Source organism: Pseudomonas sp. PICF6 (assembly GCF_009831705.1).
Lineage (GTDB): Bacteria > Pseudomonadota > Gammaproteobacteria > Pseudomonadales > Pseudomonadaceae > Aquipseudomonas > Aquipseudomonas rhizophila.
This window is the reverse complement of sequence record NZ_WUUD01000026.1, coordinates 233,408-254,907: the sequence shown is the minus strand read 5'-3', so window position 1 is coordinate 254,907 and position 21,500 is coordinate 233,408. Positions and strand designations below refer to the sequence as shown.

Sequence of the window (21,500 nt, the reverse complement as noted above, 5' to 3'; positions counted from 1 at the left end):
CCGGATGTCCTTAAAGCACTTTATCCAAATCACCAAGCCGGGGATCATTTTCGGTAACGTGCTTTCTGTGGCAGGCGGGTTTTTCCTGGCCTCGAAAGGGCATGTCGATCTGGCCATCTTTCTGGCGGCGATGATCGGCACTTCCCTGGTGGTGGCGTCCGGTTGTGTATTCAACAACTGCATCGACCGCGACATCGACATCAAGATGGAGCGCACCAAGAACCGCGCCCTGGTCCAGGGCCTGATCCCGGTGCAACTGGCCCTGGCGTTCGCCACGGTGCTGGGTGTCGCCGGTGTGGCGCTGCTGTACTGGGTGGCCAACCCGTTGGCGGCGCTGTTCGCGGTGATCGGGTTTGTCATCTATGTCGGTTTCTACAGCCTGTACCTCAAGCGCAAGTCGGTCCACGGCACGCTGGTGGGCAGTCTGTCGGGGGCGATGCCGCCAGTGATCGGTTACGTGGCGGTGAGCAACAGCTTCGACATGGCGGCGCTGACGCTACTGGTGATGTTCAGCCTGTGGCAGATGCCGCATTCCTATGCCATTGCGATCTTCCGCTTCAACGATTACCTGGCCGCCTCGATTCCGGTGCTGCCGGTCAAGCGCGGCATCCAGGTGGCCAAGAAGCACATCCTGCTCTACATCCTGGCCTTCCTCGTGGCGACCTTGATGCTGACCTTCAGCGGCTACGCCGGCATGAGCTACCTCGCCGTCGCCGCCGCCATGGGCATGTACTGGTTGTACATGGCCTGGACCGGCTACAAGGCGGTGGATGACACGGTCTGGGCACGCAAGCTGTTCGTGTTCTCGATCTTCACCATCACCGCCCTGAGCGTCATGATGTCCCTGGACTTCAAAGTGCCGAGTGAGTTGTTGCTGACTTACGCGCCTTAAGCTTCAGACGCCACACAAAAAGCCCCGCCTTCGAGAGAAGTGCGGGGCTTTTTTGTGGGTGTTGCTTCGAACTGTCGACATTCCTGTGGGAGCGAGCTTGCTCGCGAAAGCGGTGGGTCAGCTGAGGTGATGTTGACTGACAGGGCGCATTCGCGAGCAGGCTCGCTCCCACAGGTGCTACGGCGAGCACATAATCTGCGAACGCCGCTGATCCATTGTGGGAGCGAGCCTGCTCGCGATGACGCCGGCCCATTCAACATCGATGCAAGCTGAATCACCGCTATCGCGAGCAAGCCCGCTCCCACAGGTTCTGGCGGCGGGCTGACAACCACCGAACAAGAAGGCTTATTGCTGGGCGATGCTGTAGCCGTCGAACGCTTTCTGCTGTTGCAGGGCGGTGACGATGCTTTTGCGGGTGACCGGTTGTTCGGTGCCGTCGTTGTCCAGGAAGATGTCATTTTCCAGTTCGGCCTGGTCGCCCTCGCCGACGAAATTGAAGCCCAGGAATTCGAAGGCCTCGCGGTCGACGTTTGGCTTGGAGCGTGGGGTGCGCAAGGGCAGGGTGACGCTGATGCCGTCCTTGCTGATGACAAACACTTCGGCCTCTTTCTTGGGCCGCGAGGCTTTGCCTTTGCTGCCACTCGGATTGCTGATGGCCTGGTGGGTCTGGTTCAGCACTTTCAGGGCCAGGCCATAAACCAGTTCCTGGAAGGTCGGGTCGTCCTTGTAGCTGGACAGGATACGGCTGATGGGGAAGCGGCTGCTCAGGTCTTCCAGTGCCGCGAAATCGGCGGCTTCGGCGTCCTTGAGCTGCTTGAGCTGGCCCATCAGTTCGTAGGCCTTGTCATCGTCGAACGCGTCATGGGCCTGGCGGATGGCGTTGCGCAGCTCACGGATCTGATCGCTTTCGCGGTTCGACTGGAACGCATCGAGAACCATCTCACTGATGCTTTTGGCCTGAGGCAGATGCTGTGAAAGATTGATGGAGTTTTCGTATTCCGCTTTGGACGACAGGGTGACTACGGATTCAGCGGTATTGGAATCGGACATTGAAATTTCACTACTTCTGTTAGCTGGATGAGGCGAGAAAGGCGTTGAGCTTTTTTCCGGTCGCCTAATCTATTGGACCCGGGCGGCGTTGTCACGGTTGAACCGGTGGCAGGTCGGCATTTGTTGTTCAGGTACGCATCATTGGCAGATCACATTCTTGCCGGCCACCTTGGAGCGATACAGCGCCTGGTCCGCCCGGTCCAGCAGCATCGTGTGCTGCTCATCCCCACGCCGCTGCACCACGCCAAAACTCATGGTGACCTGGAAATCGCCCACCGGCAGCAGATCGGACAGACTGCGGCGAATGGTTTCAGCCATCAGGCAGGCGTCGGCCAGGGAGGTATTGGGCAAAATCATGATGAATTCATCACCCCCCCAACGTGCGAGCAAGTCGCCGTCGCGTTCGCAGCGTTTAACGGCTTGCACCACTTGCACCAGCGCTGCGTCGCCGAAAGCATGACCGTAATGATCATTGATGTCCTTGAAGTCATCGACGTCCATGGCGATCAGTGACAACGGCTCGCGAAAACGCTGGGCACGCTCGCAGGCCAGCGGCAGGGCCTGTTCGAGACGATAGCGGTTGGCAACCCGCGTCAGGGCGTCGGTTTCGGCAAGCCTGCGGTTTTCGTCGAGCTGGATCTGTAACTGATGGTTGACCCGGGACAGTTCCAGGGTTCGCTCCTGGATGACGGCTTCCAGCGATTTGTTGCGCCGTTCCAGTTGTTCGAACAGACGCTTCTTGTCGTCAATGCTGCGATGGGCGCCGATCATCCGCGCCACCGTGCCGTCGGGGTTACGGGCGATCACATAACCACGGTCCTCGATCCACATCCAGGAGCCGTCGCGCGTGCGACAGCGGTATTCGGCCTGGTAGTGATGGGAGCGTTGTTGCAGGTGGTCGTCGAACAAAGCCATCACCTGCGGGTAATCATCGGGATGGATCACGCTTTCCCACGTCAGCACGGTGTTATCGAGTGAGTGAGGCGGATACCCCAGCATCGTGTACCAGCCAGGGTTGCGGTAGACGAAACCGGTGTTGGCGTTCCAGTCCCAGATGCCATCGCTGACCAGCTCAAGGATGGTGTGCAGCACACCTTCGTCCAGACCGGACAGGTCGAGGCGCAGCATATCGATGTTCGAGGCGTCGCCCATCGTCGTTTCCTCAATCAGCCTTGATATCAAAATGCTCGTCCAAGGAAGAAGAGTAGCCGATGGGGCGGGGGGGCACTAGCGGGGTTCGCTCTGTTGGGGCGCTGACGAGGGCCGGGGGTGGACGGTCTGTGTGGGACTCAAGCGCTGGGGGGAAGATCGCAGCCTCGTTGCACGCGTCAGCTCCTACTTTGTCATTCGGATTGGGTTTGGGGTTTGCCCCATTGCTGCATAGCAAATTCGACAAAGCTGCGCAGTTTGGGCAGCCGATAGCGATCCTGGGCATACATCAGGCTCATTGGCCGGTGGGGAAGTTGATAGTCCTGCAGCAGCGCGACCAGATGGCCTTCCTCCAGGTCTTGCGCCACCAGTGCATCGGGCAGCATCACCACGCCCATGCCGGCCAGGGCCGCGCGATGCAGTCCTGAGGAGCTGTTGATCAGCATCGGCCCGGTCACCGGTACTTTGATTTCACCTTCCGGCCCGTTGATGGGCCAGTGATCTTGGGCGAAGCGCCACTCGTCGCCGGCGGAATAGGCGAAGGACAGGCAGTCGTGCTGCTCCAGGTCAGCGGGTTTTTGCGGTGTGCCGCGGCGCGCCAGGTAGGCCCTGGATGCGCAGATGGTCAGGGTGTAGTCCATCAACGGTCGGGCGATCAGCTTAGGGTCGGTGGGGCCGAGACGGATGGCGACGTCGAAACCATGATCCAGCAGGTCCAGGCGTTGGTTGGTCAGCACCACGTCGAGTTTAAGCTGGGGATGGAGCCGGCTGAATTCGGCCAGCGCCGGGGCAAGGCGCTCGGTGCCAAAGGTCAGTGGCGCGGTGATGCGCAAGGTGCCGGTGGGCTCGCCTTGCGTCTGCTCGGCCAGTCGTTCGGAGTCGGCCACCAGCCCGAGTACTTCCAGGCAGCGCTGGTAATAGGAAGAGCCGAATTCCGTCAGGCGCTGGCGCCGCGTCGTACGGTTGATCAGGCGCACGCCAAGACGTTCTTCCAGTGCGCGAAGGTGATTACCCACCATGGTGGTGGACATTTCGCACGCCTGGGCCGCCGCTGTCAGGCTCCCGGTTTCCACCACTTTGACGTAAACCGTCATTGCCTGAAAAAGATCCATTATCAAGCCTGGCTTTAAAATGATTGAAGGAATGTAGCGTTTATCCAGCAAGGGTGGCTAACCATACTGGAAAAAACCACCTGATGGAGCTTGAAGCCATGACCGCCGCCTGCCTGATGACCACCTACCAACCCCTGGCGCTGAATTTCACCCATGGGTTGGGTACGCGCCTGTGGGATCAGGACGGTCGCGAGTACCTGGATGCGGTGGCGGGCGTGGCTGTGACCAACGTCGGCCATTCCCACCCTCGACTGGTGGAGGCTATCAGCGAGCAGGCTGGCCTGCTGCTGCACACCTCCAACCTGTACGGCATCGACTGGCAGCAACGGTTGGCGAAAAAACTCACTCAGCTCTCAGCCATGGATCGGGTGTTTTTTAACAACTCTGGTGCCGAGGCCAACGAAACCGCACTGAAACTGGCGCGCCTTTATGGCTGGCACAAAGGTATCGAGCAGCCATTGGTGGTGGTCATGGAGAATGCGTTTCACGGACGCACATTGGGCACCTTGTCCGCCAGTGATGGCCCGGCGGTGCGCTTGGGCTTCAATCGGTTGCCGGGGGATTTCATCAAGGTGCCATTCGGTGATCTGGCGGCGCTGGAAAATATTCAGCAGGTTCATGGCGAGCGCATCGTTGCGGTACTGGTGGAACCGATCCAGGGCGAAAGCGGTGTGCAACTGGCGCCGCCCGGCTATCTCAAGGCCTTGCGTCAACTGTGCACCCGGCGCGCCTGGTTGCTGATGCTCGACGAGATCCAGACCGGTATCGGCCGCACCGGCCAATGGTTTGCCTTCCAGCACGAAGGCATCGTGCCGGACGTCATGACCCTGGCCAAGGGGTTGGGCAATGGCGTGCCCATCGGCGCCTGCGTGGCCCGGGGCAAGGCGGCCGAACTGTTTACCCCTGGCAGCCACGGCAGCACCTTCGGCGGTAATCCGCTGGCCTGCCGGGTGGGCTGCACGGTGCTGGACATCATCCAGGAGCAAGGTTTGCTGGACAACGCCAGGCATCAGGGTGAACAGTTGCTCAACCGGCTGACGGCCGAACTGGCGGACAACCCGAACGTGCTGGCGATTCGCGGCCAGGGCTTGATGATCGGCGTCGAACTCAAGCAACCGGTCCGCGACCTGAGCCTTTGTGCCGCACGTGACCACGCTCTGCTGATCAATGTCACTCGCGGCAAGACCATCCGCCTGCTGCCCCCGTTGACCATTGATGGGCGGGAAGTGGAGATGATCGTCAGGGGGGTGAGCCGGTGCCTGGCGCAGGATTAAGGCAAGTGCGACACGGCTGGACGGAATTTTTGCCAATTGCCGTGTTCCAACGCCAGCCAGAGTCGATACTGGCACTTCAGAATTAAAATACCAGGAGCACCTTCATGTTCACCTCGCGTCGCTTGATTGTTGTCGCAACCGCTGTGGCCCTGCTGTCCGGCTGCGCGTCGCCTAATCCTTATGACAACCAGGGGCAGGCCTCCACAGAGTCCTCCGGCATGAGCAAGACTGCCAAGTACGGCGGCCTCGGTGCCCTGGCCGGTGCGTTGGCCGGTGCGGCCATCGGTCACGATAACCGTGGCAAGGGTGCATTGATCGGCGCTGCGGTCGTGGGGGCTTCCGCGGCCGGCTACGGTTACTACGCCGACCAGCAGGAAAAGAAACTGCGTGCCAGCATGGCCAATACCGGCGTTGAAGTGCAGCGCCAGGGCGACCAGATCAAACTGATCATGCCGGGCAACATCACCTTCGCCACCGACTCGGCGAACATCGCGTCCAGTTTCTACCAGCCGCTGAACAACCTGGCCAACTCCCTCAAGGAGTTCAACCAGAACCAGATCGAAATCGTGGGTTATACCGACAGCACCGGCAGCCGCCAGCACAACATGGATCTGTCGCAACGTCGTGCACAGAGCGTGGCGACCTACCTGACGTCCCAAGGTGTCAGTGGCGCCAACCTGACGGCCCGCGGTGCCGGCCCGGACAATCCGGTGGCCAGCAACGCCGACGTCAATGGCCGCGCGCAAAACCGCCGTGTCGAAGTCAACCTCAAGGCCATTCCGGGCCAGCAATACCAGACAGCGCCGCAGCAGGGGCAGACTTACCAGCAGTACCCATAACTGCTGGGCGGTAAATGAAAGGGGGCCCCTGAAAACAGGGGCCCCCTTTTTTGCGGCTAGCGTTTGGACCTTTGTGGCGAGGGAGCAAGCTCCCTCGCCACAACAGTGTTCACTTTAGTAGATAGGTTCAGTTAGCCTCTTTCACCGCACTCAAGAACGCGCACGTGCGCTCCTGCTGCGGGTTTTCGAAGATCTGCGCCGGAGTGCCCTGTTCGTGGATCTGCCCTTTGTAGAAGAAGCACACCCGATCGGCGAATTCCCGGGCGAAGCCCATCTGGTGGGTCACCATCAGCATGGTCAGGTTGTGCTCGGCCCCCAGTTTGCGGATCACATTCAGCACTTCGCCACACAGTTCCGGATCGAGTGCCGAGGTCACTTCGTCAAACAGCATCACCTTGGGTCGCATCGCCAGCGCCCGGGCAATCGCCACCCGTTGTTGCTGGCCGCCGGACAACTGCGAAGGGTAATGATCGAGCTTGCTGCCCAGCCCCACCAGCTCCAGTAAATCGGCGGCGCGCTCCCGGGCTTCCTTCGGATTCATGCCCAGCACCTGCACCGGCGCCTCGATCACGTTTTGCAGCGCGGTCATGTGGGGAAACAGATTGAAGCTCTGGAACACCATGCCGATCTTGCCGCGCACACGGCGGATGTGCCGGTCGTTGGCCGGCACCAGCACGCCGTTGCGGTTGGGCATGTGGGTCAGGGAGTCATCTTCGATGCGGATCTGGCCCTGGTCGATGCCTTCCAGGGTCATCAACACCCGCAACAATGTGGACTTGCCCGAGCCGCTGGGGCCGATGATCGCGACTTTTTCACCGGGCGCGACATCCAGGTTCAGATGGTCGAGCACCGTAAAGCTGCCATAGCTTTTGGTCACGTCCTGGAAACTCACGATCGGCCGGGACGGTGTCTGATCTTGCATGGCCGGGGCCTCCTGCTGCGACGCCAGCGTGCTGCGCCGGGACAAATCGGTGGGCGAGGACAGGGGTAAAGTCATTAGCGTAGCTCCATGCGCGTTTCAAGGCGCCGTACCAGATAGGCCAAGGCGAGGCTCAGGGCGAGGAAGAACAGGCCGACCATGGTGATCGGCTCCAGGTAACGGAAATGCTCGGAGCCGATGTTCTTGGCCTGCTGCATGATTTCCACCACGGTGATCGCCGACAGCACCGGCGTGTCCTTGAGCATCGCCACCAGGTAATTGCCCAGCGGCGGTATGATCGGCCGCAGCGCCTGGGGCAGGATGATGTTGCGGTAAGCGTTGTACGGAGCGATGTTCAGTGCCGTCACCGCTTCCCACTGCGCCCGCGGCACCGCGTCGAGGCCGCTGCGATAGACCTCGGCGATGTAGCAGGCGTAGTGCAGGCCGATACCCAGGATCCCCACTTGCATGGCCGTCAGGCTCAAGCCGTAATTAGGCAGCACGTAGTAGAGGAAATACACCTGGATCAGCAGCGGCGTACTGCGGATGAACTCGATCACGGCGGTGGCCGGCCATGACAGCCAGACTTTTCGGCTGCGCCGACCAATTGCCAGGAACAGCCCCAGGACAATCGCGATCAGAAAGCCGATCAGGGTGATGCCCACCGTATTGAGCGAGGCGCGCAGCAAGTCCGGCAGGATCTGTGCGGCGTAGGACCAGTCGAACAGGGTCATGACAGACCTCCACGCATCCGGCCCCGGCTCAGTCGTCGCTCGACATGGCGCATGCCCAGGTTGATGGCCTGGGCGAGGATGAAATACATCACCAGCGCCAGGCTGAAGATCTCCAGGGTCTGGAAGGTTGCCTGATCCAGCTGCCGCGCGCGGAAGCTCAGGTCGGACAACGTGATCAGCGACACCAGTGACGTGTTCTTGAGCAATTCGATCAGCAGGTTGGTGCCCGGTGGGATCGCCGCCAGCAGGGCCTGGGGCAGGATGATCCGCTTGAAGCGCTTGAAGCCGCTGAAATTCAGCGCCGTGCACGCTTCGTATTGCCCCTTGGCCACCGAGCTGATGGCGCCGCGCATGACTTCGGCACCATACGCGCCGATGTGCAGGCCCAGGCCGACAATCGCCACAGCATAGGGGCTCAACTCAACGTTGAACGGCGGCAGTGGTAGCACGAAGAACAACCAGAACAACTGCACCAGCAGCGACGTGCCACGAAACACTTCGATGTAGGTGATGGAAAACCAGCGCAGCGCTCGCCACGGTGACAGTCGCCCCAAGGCCGCCAGGACCGCGGCGACGATCGCCAGCAGCGAGCCGAGAAAGGTCACCTGAAGCGTGACCCAGGCCCCTTGAATCAATAACGGAAGTAATTCGCCCATGGTTCAACCCGATATCCGATGAAGCAGGGAACAGGCATCACGCACTGCGCGTCATGCCCGTTTCGGCTATGGCTGAGCGCAGAGCTCGGCCGCGGTTTTGCTGGTCACGTTGGACTTGTCGAAACCGAACGGCGCAACGGCCTTGAGGTGTTCTTCAGAGCCTAGCCATTTCTTCAGCTCGGCATTGACCGCATCGCGCAGGTCTTTGTCTTCGGGGCGGAAGGCGAGGGCGCCGTAGCCGATGTGCGACGGGTCGTCCTTGAACTCGGTCATCGCCTCAACCTTGTCACCGCCCTTGCTGGCCAGGCCCTTCATGGTCAGTTGCGTGCCGACGGCAGCGTCCGCGCGACCGGCGCGCACCGCTTGCAACTGCGCGGTGGTGTCGGGGACCTGAAGGATCTGCTCATCCTTGACCCCGGAATCCCGGGCGTACGCCAGGTTCACCGTACCGGCCATGATTGCCAGCTTCACGTCCGGTTGTTTGGCGATGTCTTCATAGCTGTGCAGTTGCTTGGGATTGCCCTTGGCCACGAGCAGGGCATCGGGCAACTGGTATTGCGGATCGGTGAACAATACCTGCTTGCAGCGCGCCGGCGTGATGTACATCCCGGCGGCAATCACATCGAATCGGCCGGCGCGCAGGCCGGGGATCAGCGAGCCCCATTCGGTGAGCACGCCGTTGACCTGCTTGATGCCCATCTTGGCGAAGATGATCTTGGCGATTTCCGGTGATTCACCGGTAACGGTGCCGTCGGTTTCGGTAAAGGCGAACGGCGTTTCGTTGGCGTAGCCGATCCGGATGCTGCTGTTGCTTTTGACGGTATCGAGGGTGGCAGCGTGAACGCTGCCAGCCAGGCCAAGTACGGCACAAGTCATTAAGAGCCGACGCAGGGGCGCGCATGTGGCGGGAAGGAAATTGCTCATCGGTAAAATCTCCTGTTTCTTGTGGATCCGTCGTTTGACGGCTCTGTGGTAGGAGGCAGTGTTACAAGAGCAAAGCGTACAGCGGCTGATCCGGCCTTGGCCTGGAATCGGGAGCGGCGCCGGTACAGGTCGATCCGGCTTTTTTGTCGGGGTGGTGAACCCGCCTGGATGACAACCTTGGACCGAGCATACAAAAGCCCCGGCACCGATTGTATTGCACTAGGACAATTGCTTTGTCGCCGTTGCCGCGGGATGCTGTGCGCACCAGAACACACGCGGGTTGCAGCGTCATGGAAAAGTGGAAATCAGCCTTGGACGCGGCCCGTAGCGGTGAGTCCAAATACAAGATTCTGGTACAGGCCATTGCTGACGATATCGAGCAGGGCGCCCTGGCCAATGACCAACGCCTGCCGCCGCAACGGCAAGTGGCGGACGCCATGGGGATTAGTGTGCAGACCGTCACCAATGCCTACAAGGAGCTGGAGCGCCAGGGGCTGGTGCGCTGTGAAGTGGGGCGCGGCAGCTTCGTTTCGCGACGTATGAGTGATCGGGTCGCGACCTACATCCTCGACAGCCCCGAGCGCGCGCTGGTGGACTTTTCCATCACGCGAATCATGCACACCCGCGAGCACGACCAGTTCTGGCGCGACACCTGCCTTCAATTGAGTACCGAAGAAGACCAGCCGTGGATTCATGCTTTTCGGCCGATCGCAGGTTTTGAATCCCATCGCGAAGCGGCCGCCCAATGGATCGGCCGCCAGAGGTTGAAGGTTGATCGCAACGACATATTGATCACCAACGGCGCAGCCCATGGGATCTTCCTTGCTCTTGCTTCCCTGGCCGGCCCCGATGATGTGGTGCTCTGCGAAGGGGTGACCGACCACGGGGTGATCGGCAATTCCCAGGTGCTGGGTTTCACCCTCAAGGGCCTGGAGATGGATCGCTATGGCATCGACCCTGAACACTTCGAGGACATGTGCAGCAACGAGCGCATCACCGCGCTGGTGTGCACGCCGAACCTGAACAACCCCACCACCAGCCTGATGCCCGACACCCGCCGGCGGGAAATCGCCGAGATTGCCCGGCGCTTTGGTGTGCACATCATCGAAGATGACGTATACGGTCCGCTGCTGGACGAGCGCCGTGCGCCGCCCATCAGCCACTACCTGCCGGAGCTGTCGTTCTATTGCACCAGCATGACCAAGTCGGTGCTCACGGGGCTGCGCATCGGTTATCTGGTGGTGCCCAAGCGCCTGGCGCTACGCACCGAGAGCATCCTGCGGGTCAACAGCTGGATGGCCACGCCGATGGTCTCGGAGATCGCCGCCCGCTGGATTCGCGATGGCCGCGCCGAGTCGCTGGTGCAGCTGCAACGACGGCTGTTGGCCGGGCGCCAGGCGATGGTGACCGAGTACATGGGCGAGCATCTGCTGGGCCAGCATCCTCACGCCTTGAATGCCTGGATAGGCATCCCACCCCGGTGGGAGGTGGACAGCCTGGTGCGGGCGCTGCGGCACAAACACATCGCCGTAACCTCTCCCGACCCGTTCACCGTGCGCGGCACCCCCAAACCTCGTGCGGTGCGAGTATGCGTAGGCGCCGAATGCAGCGATGAGGAAATGCGCCATGCGCTGATCGGCATGCGCGAGATGTTTGACCAGTATCCGCAGGTGCATGATTTTTAACTGTGGGAGCGAGCCTGCTCGCGATAGCGGCGTAACAGCCAACAGAAACTGTGGCTGTACTGTCCCCATCGCGAGCAGGCTCGCTCCCACAGGGGATTTGTAGTGGTCGAGGATTTGGGGCCGGACAATCATTGATTAAATTGCCCTAGTACATTCATCACCACAATCCAGCCCTCTTAGACTGCGCCCAACACATCAGCTCGGGACGCGGTCATGGCAGTGTTGCAGCTACAGGATGTCTACCTCGCTCGCCAGCGCATCGAATCGCTGGTGCGGCGTACGCCCATGGAGCATTCCCCCAGCCTGTCACGGCTGATGGGGGTGGCGGTGTACCTCAAGCTTGAATCCCTGCAAATCACCGGCAGCTTCAAATTGCGTGGTGCGAGCAATGCCGTGGCCCAGCTCAGCCCCGAGCAAAAGGCCCTCGGCGTGGTCACCGCTTCGACCGGCAATCATGGTCGGGCGCTGGCCCATGCCGCTTCGCAACAAGGCGTCAAGGCGATTGTCTGCCTGTCGAACCTGGTGCCGGCTAACAAGGTCCAGGCGATCCGCGACCTCGGTGCGCAGGTGTGCATCGTCGGTCAGTCCCAGGACGATGCCCAGCGCGAAGCCGAACGCATCGCCAGAGAGCAGGGTGCGACCTTTCTGCCGCCCTTCGACCATTCGGCGATCATCGCCGGCCAGGGCACCCTCGGCCTGGAGATCCTCGAACAACAGCCGGACGTGGCCCAGGTGCTGGTGCCGTTGTCCGGTGGTGGCCTGTTCGCCGGCGTGGCGCTGGCGCTCAAAAGTGCGAATCCGGCGATTCAGGTGCATGGCATCAGCATGGCCCGAGGTGCCGCCATGGGCGCCAGCCTCGCCGCCGGGCATCCGGTGGAAGTCGAGGAGTTGCCCACTCTGGCGGACTCCCTCGGCGGCGGCATCGGCCTGGACAACCGCTACACCTTCGACATGACCCGGCAACTGAGCGATGACCTGCACCTGCTTTCAGAAGCTTCCATCGCCAATGCCTTGCGCCACGCCTATCACGAGGAACGCCTGGTGCTTGAGGGCGCTGCCGTGGTGGGTATTGCCGCTTTGCTCGACGGCCTGATCGAACCGCGTGGCCCCATTGTGCTGGTGATCAGCGGGCGCAACGTCGACACCGAACAACATGCCCGTGTGATCGCCGGGGCCCCTCAATAACCTTCAGCCGCAACGGAGCCAGCCATGAGTGAAGTCACCCTATTGAGCGAAGCGGATCTGCGCAGTTGCGTGGCCCTCGACTTGCCCAGCATCGACGCCATCGAGCAGGCCTTTGTGCTGCTGGCAACGGCAGCCGTGGCGATGCCGCCGATCCTGCGGCTGGACATCCCCGAACATAACGGTGAGGTGGATGTGAAGACCGCTTACCTGCCGGGTCTGGAGCGGTTTGCGATCAAAGTCAGCCCAGGCTTTTTCGATAATCCGAAACTCGGCCTGCCCAGCCTCAACGGCATGATGATGCTGTTGTCGGCGCGCACCGGTTTGCTCGAGGCGCTGTTACTCGACAACGGCTACCTCACTGCCGTGCGCACGGCCGCGGCCGGGGCGGTGGCGGCGCGCTGCCTGTCCCGCCCGCAGAGCCGCAGTGTCGCGTTGATCGGCGCTGGCGAGCAGGCCGCGTTGCAGCTTCAGGCGCTGCGTCTGGTGCGGCCCATCGAGGAGGTGCGGGTCTGGGCTCGCGATGCCCAAAAGGCCCAGGCCTTCAGTGCCGAACTGGCACGTGAGACGGGGCTTTCGGTGACACCGTGCGCAACGCTCGACGCCGCGCTGGAAGGTGTGGACATCGCCATTACCTGCACACCCAGTCGTGAGCCGCTGATCGAGTCCCGGCATCTGCATCCCGGCCTGCATATCACGGCGATGGGCTCGGACGCGGAGCACAAGAACGAGATTTGTCCGCAAGCCCTGGCGGCAGTCGACTGCTACGTCGCTGATCGCCTGAGCCAGACCCGCGTGCTCGGCGAATTGCATCACGCCCTGGCGGCCGGTGTCGTCGGCGATGAGTCGGCGTTGCTGGAGTTGGGCCAGGTACTGGCGGGGCAGCGGGCCGGGCGGACCGATGAGGCGCAAGTCACCTTGTGCGACCTCACCGGCACCGGCGCCCAGGACACCGCCATCGCCAACCTGGCTTTCGAGCGGGCGCGGGCGGCAGGCAAGGGTTTCCCATTCGGTTGTTGACCGATCTTTTATTCGTGCGTCATTGATCAGAGGGCAGGTGGATGTCAGAGATAGTCGTCAATCTTCCGTTCCAGCGGGAGGAATACGCCCAGCGCCTGGCGAAGGTCCGTGTGGCCATGCAGGTCCAGGGCCTGGAGCTGTTGCTGGTCACCGATCCGTCGAACATGGCCTGGCTCACCGGCTACGACGGTTGGTCGTTCTACGTACACCAGTGCGTGCTGCTGGCGCTGGACGGCGAGCCCGTGTGGTTCGGTCGCGGCCAGGATGCCAACGGTGCCAAACGCACGGTGTTCATGCAGGCCGAGAATATCGTCGGCTACCCGGACATCTACGTGCAGTCGCGCGAACGCCATCCCATGGACTACCTGTCCCGGGAAGTGATCAGCGCTCGTGGCTGGGGCGCGCTGACCATCGGCGTGGAGATGGACAACTACTACTTCAGCGCCGCCGCATACCTGTCGCTGCAAAAACATTTGCCGCAGGCCAAACTGGTGGACGCGGTGGGCCTGGTGAACTGGCAGCGGGCGGTCAAGTCCCCCCAGGAAATCGCCTACATGCGCATCGCCGCGCGCATCGTCGAGAACATGCACGGTCGGATTCTGGAGCGGATCGAGCCGGGTATGCGCAAGAACGAACTGGTGGCCGAGATCTACAGCAGCGGCATCCTTGGGGCCGATGGTCATGGCGGCGATTACCCGGCCATCGTGCCCTTGCTGCCCACTGGTGCCGACGCCAGCGCGCCGCACCTGACCTGGGACGACTCGCCGTTCGAGAAGGGCGCCGGGACTTTTTTCGAGATTGCCGGTTGCTACAAGCGTTACCACTGCCCGCTGTCACGCACCATCTACCTGGGCAAGCCGCCGCAGCATTTTCTCGACGGCGAAAAAGCCGTGGTCGAGGGCATCGCCGCCGGCCTGGACGCGGCCAAGCCGGGCAACACCACGGGCGACATCGCCGTGGCGTTTTTCAAAGTGCTGGAGAAGTTCGGCATCCACAAGGACAGCCGTTGCGGCTACCCGATCGGTATCAGTTACCCACCGGATTGGGGCGAGCGCACCATGAGCCTGCGCCCCGGCGACACCAGCGTGTTGCAGCCGGGCATGACGTTCCACTTCATGCCCGGATTGTGGATGGACGATTGGGGCCTGGAAATCACTGAAAGCATCCTGATCACCGAAACCGGCGTCGAGACGCTGTGCAACGTGCCTCGTCAATTGTTCGTGAAGGATTGAGCCATGACTGACTTGCCTGCCAATCCCATCAGCGCCACGGTCGATTTCACCCGCGAGGGCGTACAGCACGGTTTCCTCAAACTGCCGTACTCGCGAGACGATTCGGCCTGGGGCGCGGTGATGATTCCCATCACCGTGATCCAGCGCGGCAGTGGCCCGACGGCGTTGCTCAGTGGTGGCAACCACGGCGATGAGTACGAAGGCCCGGTAGCCCTGAGCAAGCTGGCACAACGGTTGACCGCGCAAGAGGTGAGCGGAAGGGTGATTATCGTGCCGTTCATGAACACCCCGGCGTTCCATGCCGCACGCCGGACTTCGCCCATCGACAAGGGCAATCTCAACCGCAGTTTTCCCGGCAAGCCGGACGGTACCGTCACTGAGAAAATCGCTGACTATTTCAACCGTACGTTGCTGCCTTTGGCCGACATCGTCCTGGACATCCACTCCGGTGGCCGGACCCTGGACTTCCTGCCGTTCGCCGCCTGCCACGTGTTGCCGGACAAGCAGCAACAGGCCCGTTGCGAGGCGGGGATGCTGGCGTTCAATGCGCCGTATTGCATGCGCATGCTGGAACTGGACGCCGGGGCGATGTACGACACTGCCGCCGAATCCCAGGGCAAGGTGTTTGTCACCACCGAACTGGGCGGTGGCGGCTCATCGACGGCCCGCAGCGTGGCGATTGCCGAGCGCGGCGTACGCAATCTGCTGATCCACGCCGGCATCCTGCGCGGCGAAATCGAGCTACAGCCATCGATGATGCTCGACATGCCCGATGCCAGTTGCTTCATCGCCAGCGAACACGACGGCCTGCTGGAAATGTGCCGCGACCTGGGAGAACACGTGACCCTGGGCGAGGTGGTGGCGCGTATTTACGACGCCACCCGCAGCGGCGTCGCCCCCATCGAATACCGCGCCGCCCGCAGCGGACTGCTGGCGGCCCGGCACTTTCCGGGGCTGGTGCGATGTGGCGATACCTTGGCAGTGATTGCGGATGTGTTGGCGTGAGTCGGGTTGGGCACTGAACTTGTGGCGAGGGGATTTATCCCCCGCTGGGTTGCGCAGCGACCCTACAACCTGACACTTCGGTATGGCAGACAGATTGAGTCAGTAACTTGGGGGCTGCTTCGCAACCCAGCGGGGATAAATCCCCTCGCCACAATTGATGTATGCCTTGAGTTTTTAATCACCGGGAGCCCGGCCCATGCACAAGCTCGACCGCTATGACCTCAAGATCCTGCAGATCCTCGCGGAGGATGGACGGATCACCAAGTCGAGTCTGGCCGAGGCGATCAACCTTTCGGTGACGCCGGCCTGGGAGCGGGTGCGCAAGCTGGAAATGGCAGGGCTGATCACCGGCTATCGGGCGCAGATCGACTGGGGCGCGGTGTTCAAGCGTCAACAGGTGCTAGTGGAAATCACCCTGGCCCGACACACCGCCCAGGACATGCGTCGCTTCGAGCAGCGCATGGCCACCGCCCCGCAAGTCGCGTTCTGTTACGCCACCGGCGGCGGGGTGGATTACCTGGCGATGATCCAGTCTCCGGATATCGATTACTACCAGCGCTTTGTCGATCAACTGCTGCTCGAAGACCTCGGCATCGAGCGCTATTTCACCTACATCGTCACCAAAACCATCAAGACCGGCGGCGCCTTGCCGGCGGAGCTGGCACCGTCAACCTGAGCACCGCAGAAATCACTTTTACAGCCCCTTGTTTCAGAAAAAACCAAGCAATGACCTACGGCAAACACCCGATTATCCAAGTGCCGCTGCCCTAGCATGGTTTCACGCACACGGTCTGGAGTGAACGTCATGACTTATCAACATCCGCTGCTGTTCAAAGCGCTTTGCTACATCGACGGCCAGTGGGTCCACAGCGACAGCGGCCAGAGCATTGCCGTGCACAACCCCGCCACCCGCACGGTGATCGGCCATGTGCCGATGCTCGATCAGCCGCAGATTGTCGCGGCGGTGGACGCGGCCCAGCAAGCATTCCCCGCGTGGCGTGAACAGAGCCTGGATGCCCGGGGCGAGATTCTACGACGCTGGGCGGCGTTGATCGTCGAACACAGTGAAGACCTGGCGCGCATCCTCAGCCTGGAGCAGGGCAAATCCCTGGCCGAATCCCGTGGCGAAATCGCCTATGCCGCAAGCTTCATTCCCTGGTTCGCTGAAGAGGCCCGGCGTTTGTACGGGCAGAATATCCCCAGCCACATTCCCAACGCCCACCTGGGCACCCTCAAGGAGCCGGTGGGTGTCTGTGCGCTGCTCACGCCGTGGAATTTTCCGTCGGCGATGATCACCCGCAAGGCCGCCGCTGCCCTGGCTGCCGGTTGCACCGTGGTCATCAAACCGGCCCACGAAACGCCGTACTCGGCTTTGGCCTTGGCGCAATTGGCCGAGGAGGCGGGTTTTCCTGCCGGGGTCTTCAACGTGGTGTTGGGTGAGCCGCAGATGACCATGGAAACCCTGGTCAAGGATCGCCGTGTCCGCTCAGTGAGTTTCACCGGCTCGACTCGGGTCGGCAAACTGGTGCTGCAAGCCGCCGCCCATGATGTGAAGAAAGTCGCCCTGGAGTTGGGCGGCAACGCGCCGTTCATTGTCTGCGCCGATGCTGACCTGGCGCTGGCGGTAAAAGTCGCCGTGGAGGCGAAGTTCCAGACCTCGGGCCAGGATTGCTGCGCGGCGAACCGGATCATGGTCCAGCGCCCGGTTTATCAGGCGTTCCTCAGCCGTTTCGCCGCAGCGGTTCGGGCGTTGCGGGTCGGCCCGGCCATGGTCGATCAGCAGGAGCAGGATGTGGATATTGGCCCGTTGATGCACCAGGCGGCATTCGACGTAACTGCCGACCGGGTCGCCGATGCTCTGGCCCTTGGCGCCCAGCGCCTGGTCGGTGGCGAGGCCCATGCCTTGGGAGGGTTGTTCTACCAGCCAACGGTGCTGGCTGATGTCACGCCGCAGATGCGCATCTACCGCGAAGAAAATTTCGCGCCCATTGCCGGGGTGATGCCATTTGACACTCTGGATGAAGCCATCGAAATGGCCAACGACACCGAGTACGGACTGGCAGCCTATATTTGCTCCAACCGCCTGGACCTCATTTATCCACTGATTCGCCGTCTCGACCACGCCATGGTCGCGATCAACGGTGTCAAGTTCACCGGCCATCCGATTCCCTTCGGTGGCATGAAAGCCTCGGGCCTTGGCCGCGAGGGTGGCAGCGAGGGCTTCGAGCCCTTCGTCGAAACCAAATACTTTTGCCTGCACCATCAAGGCCAGTTCCCAGGAGAATTCGCATGAGCCAGGAATTCAACACGCTGTTCGAACAAGACCGTGCGCATTTCATGCACCCCTCGACCCACGCCCACGACCACGCCAGCGGTGCGCTCAAGGGCCGGATCATCAAGAGCGCAGCGGGCATCCGCATTCGCGACCATGAAGGCCGTGACTTCATCGACGCCTTTGCCGGCCTCTACTGCGTGAACATCGGCTACGGCCGCACCGAAGTGGCCGATGCCATCTACAAGCAGGCCAAGGAACTGGCCTACTACCACACCTACGTCGGCCACTCGAGCGAGGCGATCATCGAACTGTCCAGTCGCATCATGGACTGGGCACCGGAAGGGATGAAAAAGGTCTACTACGGCCTGTCCGGTTCCGATGCCAACGAAACCCAGGTCAAACTGGTGCGTTACTACAACAACGTGCTGGGCCGGCCGCAGAAGAAGAAAATCATCTCTCGCGATCGTGGCTACCATGGTTCGGGCATCATGACCGGCAGCCTGACTGGGCTGGCGACCTTCCACCAGCATTTCGACCTGCCGGTGGAAGGGGTCAAGCACACCGTGTGCCCCCATTGGTATCGCAAGGCCCCGGCGGGCATGGACGAAGGCACGTTCGTACGCTACTGCGCCGATGAGCTGGAAAAAATGATCCTGGCTGAAGGGCCGGACACCGTGGCGGCGTTCATTGGTGAGCCTTTGATGGGCACGGGCGGGATCATTGTTCCGCCGGCCGGTTATTGGGACGCGATCCAGGCGGTGCTGAAAAAGTATGACGTGTTGCTGATTGCCGATGAAGTGGTCTGCGCCTTCGGTCGCCTGGGCTCGAAGATGGGCAGCCAGCGCTACGGTATGAAGCCGGACCTGATCACCACCGCCAAAGGCCTGACCAGCGCGTATGCACCGTTGTCGGCGGTGATCATCGGGGAAAAGGTCTGGAGTGTGATTGAAAAAGCCTCCCAGACCGAAGGCGCCATGGGGCATGGCTGGACCTATTCAGGGCATCCGATCTGCGCGGCGGCGGCACTGGCCAACCTCGACATTCTCGAGCGGGAAAACCTCACCGCCAACGCCGAGGATGTCGGCGGCTACCTGAACCGCCGGCTGCGTGAAAGCCTCGAAGGCCATCCGCTGGTGGGTGAAGTGCGCGGTGATGGCATGCTTGCGGCGGTGGAGTTCATGGCTGATCGCGAGCAGCGCAGCGCTTTTGATCCGGCGCTGAAAGTCGGCCCCAGGGTCTCGGCCGCTTGCCTGGAACGCGGCATGATCGCCCGCGCCATGCCCCACGGCGACATCCTGGGCTTCGCCCCGCCGCTGATCCTGACCCGCGAAGAGGCGGACCTGATCGTCGACATCACCAAAGGGGCTATCGATCAGGTGGCGGGTGAAGTGTTGGGGTGAGGGCAGGGTGGCGCAGAACCTGTGACACCAGCTCCCACAGGAGATGGGTGCGGGCACAGACTTTGTGAACACCCCAATCAAAACTGTGGGAGCGAGCCTGCTCGCGAAAGCGGTGTGTCTGAAACGGTGATGCTGGACGTGCCGCCGACATCGCGAGCAGGCTCGCTCCCACAAGGCGTCGGAGTCAAAAAAAAGCCCGCCCGATCATGCGATCGGGCGGGCTTTTGGGTGTCGCTTGGAGTTTACTTCTTCAAACCGTAATGCTCATCGAGCATGCCGGGTGAATTTGGGGCCTTGGGGGCGTAGTCCCGGGGTGGTTCCTGGACCTCTTTTGGTGGGGTCAGGCGTTCCCGTGGTGTCTGCGCCGCATCAGCATGCAGGGCGGCCAGCAGGCGTTGGCGAGTCTGCTCGTCGAGGGCCAGGCGATTGGCACCCTCGGACAAATGATCCTGGACGTCCTGGTAGCTCTGAGTGAGTTTTTTCACCAGAGAAGCGGTGCTGTTGAAGTGAGTGACCACTTCATTCTGATAACTGTCGAAACGTTCCTGAATGTCGTCCAGCTGACGTTGCGTGCTGTTAGGCACCGCATTGGGCAGCAGTCGGGCAAGCAGGAATCCAATGGCGACACCGGCAACCAGGGCAAGAGTCGGCAACAGCCAAACTAAGAGCGAGTGTTCCACGAGTCCTTCCTCTATAAACGGCTTTGCTTTACGTTAACGGCTCGGACCTGCGCTGTATACCGCGAAGAACATCGCAATCATGCCAGGCACAGACTTTTAGCTAGACGAGTCGACCCTATTCGAGGTCACGGAGTTCTTTCCCTTGCTTATGCGCGAAACCCCTGTAGTCATTGATGGCCCCGTGGGCCAACTGGAAGCCTTGTACCTGGACAGCGAAGCGCCCCGTGGCCTGGCGCTGATCTGCCACCCCAACCCGGTGCAGGGCGGGACCATGCTCAACAAAGTCGTCTCGACCTTGCAACGCACTGCCCGTGATGCTGGCCTGGTTACGTTGCGTTTCAATTATCGCGGGGTCGGCGCCAGTGCCGGCAGCCATGACATGGGCACTGGCGAAGTCGACGACGCCCAGGCTGCAGCCGATTGGTTGCGGGAAAAATACCCGCAACTGCCGCTCACCCTGTTCGGTTTCTCGTTTGGCGGCTTCGTTGCCGCAAGCCTTGGCGGACGTCTGGAAGCCCAGGGCCAGCCACCCAAGCACCTGTTCATGGTGGCCCCGGCGGTGATGCGCCTGGACGCGCAATCGCCCTTGCCGATGAGCGGCGAGTTGACCGTGATCCAGCCGGAAACCGACGAAGTGGTCGACCCCCAGCTGGTTTACCAATGGTCGGACGCGCTCCAGCGCCCCCATGAGCTGCTGAAAGTGGCAGAATGCGGGCACTTTTTCCATGGCAAGCTGACCGATCTCAAGGATCTGCTCCTGCCGCGCCTCTCGAATTGACAGCAGTCTGACAAGCGATAACCCATGACGACTCGTACCCGCATCCTGACCGGCATCACCACCACCGGCACCCCGCACCTGGGCAACTACGCCGGCGCTATCCGTCCGGCGATCCTCGCCAGCCGCGACAGCAACGCCGATTCGTTCTATTTCCTGGCCGACTACCACGCCTTGATCAAATGCGATGACCCGCTGCGCATCCAGCGCTCGCGCCTGGAAATCGCAGCGACCTGGCTTGCCGGTGGCCTGGATGTGGACCGCGTGACCTTCTATCGCCAGTCCGACATTCCCGAAATTCCGGAACTGACCTGGCTGCTGACCTGCGTCGCCGCCAAGGGGCTGCTCAATCGCGCCCACGCCTACAAGGCGTCGGTGGACAAAAACGTCGAGGCCGGCGAAGACCCGGACGCCGGCATCACCATGGGGCTGTACAGCTACCCGGTGCTGATGGCCGCGGACATCCTGATGTTCAACGCCCACAAGGTGCCGGTCGGTCGCGACCAGATCCAGCACGTGGAAATGGCCCGCGACATCGGCCAGCGCTTCAACCATCTGTTCGGCCAGGGCAAGGAGTTTTTCACCATGCCCGAGGCGCTGATCGAGGAGAGCGTCGCCACCCTGCCGGGCCTTGATGGCCGCAAGATGTCCAAGAGCTACGACAACACCATCCCGTTGTTCAGCAGCGCCAAGGACA

General features: G+C 61.6%; 20 protein-coding genes and 1 pseudogene. 13 read left to right on the top strand and 8 right to left on the bottom strand.

Going from position 1 to position 21,500, the window contains the following annotated elements:
* Nucleotides 1-4: 4 nt before the first annotated feature.
* A complete protein-coding gene (gene cyoE / locus GSM73_RS17700; RefSeq protein ID WP_047228597.1) occupies nt 5-892 on the top strand; it encodes a heme o synthase in 888 nt (295 codons plus the stop codon).
* 345 nt (nt 893-1,237) lie between these two features.
* Here cyoE and GSM73_RS17695 read toward each other — a convergent pair whose 3' ends face one another.
* The 3 genes from GSM73_RS17695 to GSM73_RS17685 all read right to left on the bottom strand — a co-directional run bounded on the left by GSM73_RS17695 (nt 1,238) and on the right by GSM73_RS17685 (nt 4,203).
* The gene (locus GSM73_RS17695) at nt 1,238-1,942 is read right to left on the bottom strand and encodes a hypothetical protein (RefSeq protein ID WP_160893374.1); all 705 of its coding nucleotides are present in this window, start codon (nt 1,940-1,942) and stop codon (nt 1,238-1,240) included.
* A 138-nt stretch (nt 1,943-2,080) separates the two neighbouring features.
* Nucleotides 2,081-3,094: a diguanylate cyclase gene (locus GSM73_RS17690; protein ID WP_160893372.1), complete on the bottom strand. Its 1,014-nt coding sequence runs from the start codon at nt 3,092-3,094 to the stop codon at nt 2,081-2,083.
* Nucleotides 3,095-3,285: 191 nt separating this feature from the next.
* Nucleotides 3,286-4,203 carry a LysR family transcriptional regulator gene (locus GSM73_RS17685; RefSeq protein WP_160893370.1) on the bottom strand — a complete coding sequence of 306 codons (918 nt, stop codon included), beginning with the start codon at nt 4,201-4,203 and terminating at the stop codon, nt 3,286-3,288.
* Between the two features lie 98 nt (nt 4,204-4,301).
* Here GSM73_RS17685 and GSM73_RS17680 point away from each other — a divergent pair, with 98 nt between their 5' ends.
* Nucleotides 4,302-5,477: an aspartate aminotransferase family protein gene (locus GSM73_RS17680; protein ID WP_076386553.1), complete on the top strand. Its 1,176-nt coding sequence runs from the start codon at nt 4,302-4,304 to the stop codon at nt 5,475-5,477.
* Between the two features lie 104 nt (nt 5,478-5,581).
* Complete coding sequence (locus GSM73_RS17675; protein ID WP_076383595.1) at nt 5,582-6,316, top strand: OmpA family protein; 735 nt, start codon at nt 5,582-5,584, stop codon at nt 6,314-6,316.
* A 127-nt stretch (nt 6,317-6,443) separates the two neighbouring features.
* Here the strand turns inward: GSM73_RS17675 and ehuA are convergent, their stop codons facing one another.
* The 4 genes from ehuA to ehuB form a co-directional block, all read right to left on the bottom strand.
* A complete protein-coding gene (ehuA, locus tag GSM73_RS17670; RefSeq protein WP_370695169.1) occupies nt 6,444-7,313 on the bottom strand; it encodes an ectoine/hydroxyectoine ABC transporter ATP-binding protein EhuA in 870 nt (289 codons plus the stop codon).
* Nucleotides 7,313-7,969, bottom strand: a complete 657-nt coding sequence (gene ehuD, locus GSM73_RS17665; RefSeq protein WP_047228592.1) for an ectoine/hydroxyectoine ABC transporter permease subunit EhuD — start codon at nt 7,967-7,969, stop codon at nt 7,313-7,315. Before ehuD ends, ehuA begins: the two co-directional genes overlap by 1 nt.
* The gene (gene ehuC / locus GSM73_RS17660; RefSeq protein WP_047228591.1) at nt 7,966-8,625 is read right to left on the bottom strand and encodes an ectoine/hydroxyectoine ABC transporter permease subunit EhuC; all 660 of its coding nucleotides are present in this window, start codon (nt 8,623-8,625) and stop codon (nt 7,966-7,968) included. The genes ehuD and ehuC overlap by 4 nt, the downstream gene beginning before the upstream one ends.
* Before the next feature lie 66 nt (nt 8,626-8,691).
* Entirely contained in the window at nt 8,692-9,549 is an 858-nt protein-coding gene (gene ehuB / locus GSM73_RS17655; protein WP_047228590.1) for an ectoine/hydroxyectoine ABC transporter substrate-binding protein EhuB, read from the bottom strand.
* Nucleotides 9,550-9,839: 290 nt separating this feature from the next.
* Here ehuB and GSM73_RS17650 point away from each other — a divergent pair, with 290 nt between their 5' ends.
* The 8 genes from GSM73_RS17650 to GSM73_RS17615 all read left to right on the top strand — a co-directional run bounded on the left by GSM73_RS17650 (nt 9,840) and on the right by GSM73_RS17615 (nt 19,348).
* Nucleotides 9,840-11,234 carry a PLP-dependent aminotransferase family protein gene (locus GSM73_RS17650; protein WP_047228589.1) on the top strand — a complete coding sequence of 465 codons (1,395 nt, stop codon included), beginning with the start codon at nt 9,840-9,842 and terminating at the stop codon, nt 11,232-11,234.
* Between the two features lie 213 nt (nt 11,235-11,447).
* The gene (gene eutB / locus GSM73_RS17645) at nt 11,448-12,419 is read left to right on the top strand and encodes a hydroxyectoine utilization dehydratase EutB (protein ID WP_160893368.1); all 972 of its coding nucleotides are present in this window, start codon (nt 11,448-11,450) and stop codon (nt 12,417-12,419) included.
* Between the two features lie 24 nt (nt 12,420-12,443).
* Nucleotides 12,444-13,436, top strand: coding sequence for a cyclodeaminase (locus tag GSM73_RS17640; RefSeq protein WP_160893366.1), 993 nt, complete (start codon nt 12,444-12,446; stop codon nt 13,434-13,436).
* A 41-nt stretch (nt 13,437-13,477) separates the two neighbouring features.
* Nucleotides 13,478-14,668 (top strand): ectoine hydrolase DoeA, encoded by a 1,191-nt coding sequence (gene doeA / locus GSM73_RS17635; protein WP_047228586.1) that lies wholly within the window; start codon nt 13,478-13,480, stop codon nt 14,666-14,668.
* A 3-nt stretch (nt 14,669-14,671) separates the two neighbouring features.
* Nucleotides 14,672-15,673: a N(2)-acetyl-L-2,4-diaminobutanoate deacetylase DoeB gene (gene doeB, locus GSM73_RS17630; protein WP_047228585.1), complete on the top strand. Its 1,002-nt coding sequence runs from the start codon at nt 14,672-14,674 to the stop codon at nt 15,671-15,673.
* 196 nt (nt 15,674-15,869) lie between these two features.
* Entirely contained in the window at nt 15,870-16,349 is a 480-nt protein-coding gene (locus GSM73_RS17625) for an Lrp/AsnC family transcriptional regulator (RefSeq protein WP_160893364.1), read from the top strand.
* Nucleotides 16,350-16,478: 129 nt separating this feature from the next.
* Nucleotides 16,479-17,966, top strand: coding sequence for an NAD-dependent succinate-semialdehyde dehydrogenase (locus GSM73_RS17620; protein ID WP_160893362.1), 1,488 nt, complete (start codon nt 16,479-16,481; stop codon nt 17,964-17,966).
* The gene (locus GSM73_RS17615; RefSeq protein ID WP_107321904.1) at nt 17,963-19,348 is read left to right on the top strand and encodes an aspartate aminotransferase family protein; all 1,386 of its coding nucleotides are present in this window, start codon (nt 17,963-17,965) and stop codon (nt 19,346-19,348) included. Before GSM73_RS17620 ends, GSM73_RS17615 begins: the two co-directional genes overlap by 4 nt.
* A gap of 242 nt (nt 19,349-19,590) precedes the next feature.
* On the opposite strand, the gene GSM73_RS17610 is transcribed toward GSM73_RS17615, so the two are convergent.
* Complete coding sequence (locus tag GSM73_RS17610) at nt 19,591-20,028, bottom strand: YhcB family protein (RefSeq protein ID WP_047228581.1); 438 nt, start codon at nt 20,026-20,028, stop codon at nt 19,591-19,593.
* Between the two features lie 148 nt (nt 20,029-20,176).
* Between GSM73_RS17610 and GSM73_RS17605 the strand changes: the two genes are divergently transcribed.
* Nucleotides 20,177-20,806, top strand: a complete 630-nt coding sequence (locus GSM73_RS17605) for an alpha/beta hydrolase (protein ID WP_047228580.1) — start codon at nt 20,177-20,179, stop codon at nt 20,804-20,806.
* 24 nt (nt 20,807-20,830) lie between these two features.
* A pseudogene (gene trpS / locus GSM73_RS27495) lies at nt 20,831-21,500 on the top strand (tryptophan--tRNA ligase); the annotation flags it as partial.

Bases quoted from the DNA above. Each gene is read 5' to 3' on its own strand.
- cyoE (WP_047228597.1), top strand. From the start codon at position 5: ATGTCCTTAAAGCACTTTATCCAAATCACCAAGCCGGGGATCATTTTC.
- GSM73_RS17695 (WP_160893374.1), bottom strand. From the start codon at position 1,942: ATGTCCGATTCCAATACCGCTGAATCCGTAGTCACCCTGTCGTCCAAA.
- GSM73_RS17690 (WP_160893372.1), bottom strand. From the start codon at position 3,094: ATGGGCGACGCCTCGAACATCGATATGCTGCGCCTCGACCTGTCCGGT.
- GSM73_RS17685 (WP_160893370.1), bottom strand. From the start codon at position 4,203: ATGGATCTTTTTCAGGCAATGACGGTTTACGTCAAAGTGGTGGAAACC.
- GSM73_RS17680 (WP_076386553.1), top strand. From the start codon at position 4,302: ATGACCGCCGCCTGCCTGATGACCACCTACCAACCCCTGGCGCTGAAT.
- GSM73_RS17675 (WP_076383595.1), top strand. From the start codon at position 5,582: ATGTTCACCTCGCGTCGCTTGATTGTTGTCGCAACCGCTGTGGCCCTG.
- ehuA (WP_370695169.1), bottom strand. From the start codon at position 7,313: ATGACTTTACCCCTGTCCTCGCCCACCGATTTGTCCCGGCGCAGCACG.
- ehuD (WP_047228592.1), bottom strand. From the start codon at position 7,969: ATGACCCTGTTCGACTGGTCCTACGCCGCACAGATCCTGCCGGACTTG.
- ehuC (WP_047228591.1), bottom strand. From the start codon at position 8,625: ATGGGCGAATTACTTCCGTTATTGATTCAAGGGGCCTGGGTCACGCTT.
- ehuB (WP_047228590.1), bottom strand. From the start codon at position 9,549: ATGAGCAATTTCCTTCCCGCCACATGCGCGCCCCTGCGTCGGCTCTTA.
- GSM73_RS17650 (WP_047228589.1), top strand. From the start codon at position 9,840: ATGGAAAAGTGGAAATCAGCCTTGGACGCGGCCCGTAGCGGTGAGTCC.
- eutB (WP_160893368.1), top strand. From the start codon at position 11,448: ATGGCAGTGTTGCAGCTACAGGATGTCTACCTCGCTCGCCAGCGCATC.
- GSM73_RS17640 (WP_160893366.1), top strand. From the start codon at position 12,444: ATGAGTGAAGTCACCCTATTGAGCGAAGCGGATCTGCGCAGTTGCGTG.
- doeA (WP_047228586.1), top strand. From the start codon at position 13,478: ATGTCAGAGATAGTCGTCAATCTTCCGTTCCAGCGGGAGGAATACGCC.
- doeB (WP_047228585.1), top strand. From the start codon at position 14,672: ATGACTGACTTGCCTGCCAATCCCATCAGCGCCACGGTCGATTTCACC.
- GSM73_RS17625 (WP_160893364.1), top strand. From the start codon at position 15,870: ATGCACAAGCTCGACCGCTATGACCTCAAGATCCTGCAGATCCTCGCG.
- GSM73_RS17620 (WP_160893362.1), top strand. From the start codon at position 16,479: ATGACTTATCAACATCCGCTGCTGTTCAAAGCGCTTTGCTACATCGAC.
- GSM73_RS17615 (WP_107321904.1), top strand. From the start codon at position 17,963: ATGAGCCAGGAATTCAACACGCTGTTCGAACAAGACCGTGCGCATTTC.
- GSM73_RS17605 (WP_047228580.1), top strand. From the start codon at position 20,177: ATGCGCGAAACCCCTGTAGTCATTGATGGCCCCGTGGGCCAACTGGAA.